3 protein-coding genes are annotated in these 3114 nt (G+C 56.6%); all 3 read left to right on the top strand.

What is annotated here, in order from left to right:
• Positions 1 to 868 (top strand): diaminopimelate decarboxylase (lysA, locus tag QCH34_RS09725; RefSeq protein WP_300333451.1); only part of this gene is annotated, 868 nt, incomplete at its 5' end.
• A gap of 9 nt (positions 869 to 877) precedes the next feature.
• Positions 878 to 2173 carry an OB-fold nucleic acid binding domain-containing protein gene (locus QCH34_RS09720; RefSeq protein WP_300333448.1) on the top strand — a complete coding sequence of 432 codons (1296 nt, stop codon included), beginning with the start codon at positions 878 to 880 and terminating at the stop codon, positions 2171 to 2173.
• 54 nt (positions 2174 to 2227) lie between these two features.
• On the top strand, positions 2228 to 3114 hold an 887-nt coding region (gene radA / locus QCH34_RS09715; RefSeq protein WP_300333445.1), incomplete at its 3' end, for a DNA repair and recombination protein RadA.

Here is a 3114-nt window from a genome sequence, read left to right as displayed (position 1 = left end):
ACAGAAGAAGACTGCCCAGATCGCGTTCCGGGTGAACCCGGCACTTGAGGTTCCCACCCATCCAAAGATTGCAACAGGCCTTGCCACCACAAAGTTCGGGATTCCGGCAGCAGAGATCCTCTCTGCATACCAGGCAGCACTCGATGCCCCCTATGTTGTCCCTGTCGGACTTCACTGCCATATCGGATCCCAGATCCTTGATGTCGAGCCATTTGCCCGTGCCGCCGCCGTCATGGCGAAGGTGGCAGGCGAGGTGACCGATATTGGCGTCAAACTCGAATTCCTCGATATCGGCGGGGGTCTTGGCGTGCCATACCACCGGGAAACCGATGTCGCCCCGACACCGGAAGAGTACGCACGAGCCGTGATGCCAGTCTTCATTGAGGGGATCAACGAGATCGGAATCTCTCCCGAGTTCTGGGTCGAACCCGGCCGCTGGCTTGTGGCAGAATCAACAGTGCTGCTGACGAAAGTAAACTCGGTGAAAAGGGCATACAAGACATTTGCCAATGTCGATGCCGGGTTCAATCTCCTGATCAGGCCAGCCATGTACGATTCATGGCATGAGGTGATCATGGCAAACAAGGCAGATCAGATTGGAGTGGAAGACGTGACGATCGCAGGGCCGATCTGCGAGACCGGAGATATTCTGGCAGCAGACCGCCTTCTTCCAACACCAGATGCAGGCGATATCGTCGCCGTCCTCGACTGTGGGGCATATGGGTTTGCCATGTCCTCCCAGTACAACGGGCGTCCCCGATGCCCTGAGGTGATGGTGAAAGAGGATCGTGCCGAAGTGATCAGGAGAGGAGAGACACTGGATGATATCTGTGCCACCATGCAGGTTCCATCGTGGCAGCAGGAATGAGCGTGTACTGTGAGGTTTCATTACGCACTTGTCGATGATATTCTGAAACAGGAAGATTTTGATCGGCGGATCGAGGAGAAGATCACATCCCATGGCGGGGCGATCGACGAGACGGCTGCAGCACTTCTCGTCGTTGAGGATCTTGGGAGGAGCCACCAGAAGATTCAGGCGATCACAAATTCTCCTTCCCTTGTCTCATTCTTTGGAAAGGTGATACAGGTCACCGATCCAAAAGAGTTTACCCGCGAGGATGGATCGTCGGGATGTGTTGCACGGGTCGAACTCGCTGACAGTACCGGCTCAATCCCTCTTGTCCTCTGGGATGAGATGGCAGCCGGAGTAAGAGAGCTTGAGGCAGGCACCGTCATCGAGGTGATCGGGAGGCCGAAGAAAGGGCGGATGACCGAAGTGCATGCGCTTGCGGTCAGGGAGACCTCTGTTGAGATCACGATCTCCGAGGAAAAATCCCGGTCATTCATCTCCAGTGCTGATATCGATGCCCGTATCCTTGTGATTGATCTTCCCCGCACCTTCACCCGGCGGGATGGTGTGGAGGCGACTATCCAGGAGGCGATCATCGGTGATCCATCCGGTTGCGCCCGGTTCGTCACGTGGGATCCCGCCCTTCTTGAAGGCATCTCCGAAGGTGCATCCGTCAGGATAACCGGTGCGAAGCGGCGTTCCTCAGATGAAGGTATTGAATATATTGCACAGGATGAGACACGGATCCTCTTGCTGGATGATCCGATTCAGTTCTCCTTCTCGCCAGCGCCTGAGGTCCGGGAACGGGGGATCTATTCTGTCAGGGGAACGATCACCTCTCTCCATCCCCCCCGCCAGTTTACCACCCGGCGGGGAGAGCCATCATGGGTGAGAAACCTCTTCATTGAAGGGCCGCTCAGGATTGTGATCTGGGGGGATCGTGCACGTGAACCATTCTTCTGTGGTGAGACGATCGAGATCTACAATGCCGGTGCACGGCTGAACCGGTTCGGCGATGTCGAACTCTCGGTCGGGTTTGGGAGTGCCATCCGGGTGGTTCCGGATGAGACCGAAGAGCGGGTGATCGAAGGGGTGATCATCCTCACCTCCGAGGGAATGGCACTCTCGGATGGGAAGAACCTCTTTCTGATTGAATCATCAGATCTTCTGCTTGCCACCCGCTACCGCATATCCGGCAGGGTCTCGGGGCGACGGCTCGTTGTGGATAGCGCCGAACAGATTCCAGTTGATCCCGGTTTTCTCAGAGAGAGGGCAGCTGCCCTCACTGACCCTTCACTTTCACCCTCCGGGGTCAGGCATTGATAACCTCTCCGCTTGAATATCAGAGTATATCTCAAATTAAGGAAGTGAGAAGATATGCCAGAAATCGCAATAGAAGATGTACCGGGTGTCGGCCCGGCAACCGCTGACCGCCTCCGTGAGGCCGGATACTGCACAGTCGAAAGTATCGCAACCGCCTCTCCCGTCGATCTCGCCGAGGCAGCCGAGATCGGCGAGGCGACTGCGAAGAAGATGATCAAGGGTGCCCGTGAGATTGCGGATATCGGCGGGTTCAAGACCGGTACCGATGTCCTGCTCAGGAGGCAGGAGGTCCGGAAACTCAGGACCTTTGTTCCGGAGTTTGACGAGCTCCTCGGCGGCGGTGTGGAAACCCAGGCGATCACCGAGTTATATGGCGAGTTTGGTTCGGGAAAGAGCCAGATTGTACACCAGCTTGCTGTCAACTGCCAGCTCCCCGAAGAGTGCGGCGGACTGGGCGGCTCATGCATCTTCATCGATACCGAGAATACCTTCCGGCCGGAGCGGATCGCCCAGATGGTAGAGGGTCTTGAGGTCGATTGCGAGGTGGGAACAACAGAAGATTTCCTCGCGAATATCCATGTTGCGCGGGCGCATACCTCGGATCACCAGATGCTCCTCATCGATACCGCGCGTGAGCTTGCCAATGAGAAGAAAGAGAGCGGCATGCCGGTCCGCCTCTTCATCATCGACTCGCTCACCGGACACTTCCGTGCAGAATATGCAGGGCGGGGCACCCTCGCAACACGCCAGCAGAAGCTGAACCGGCATATGCATGAACTCTTCAAGCTCGTTGATGAGCATAATGGCGTCGCGCTTGTGACAAACCAGGTGATGTCCAACCCGGGCGTCTTCTTTGGGGATCCGACAAAGCCGATCGGCGGAAATATCGTCGGCCACTCAGCGACATTCAGGCTGTATCTCAGGAAGAGCAAGGCAGGAAA

Source organism: Methanocalculus sp., from assembly GCF_029762515.1.
Lineage (GTDB): Archaea > Halobacteriota > Methanomicrobia > Methanomicrobiales > Methanocorpusculaceae > Methanocalculus.
The sequence above is the reverse complement of the archived record's forward strand: the minus strand, read 5'-3'. Positions and strand labels throughout refer to the sequence as shown.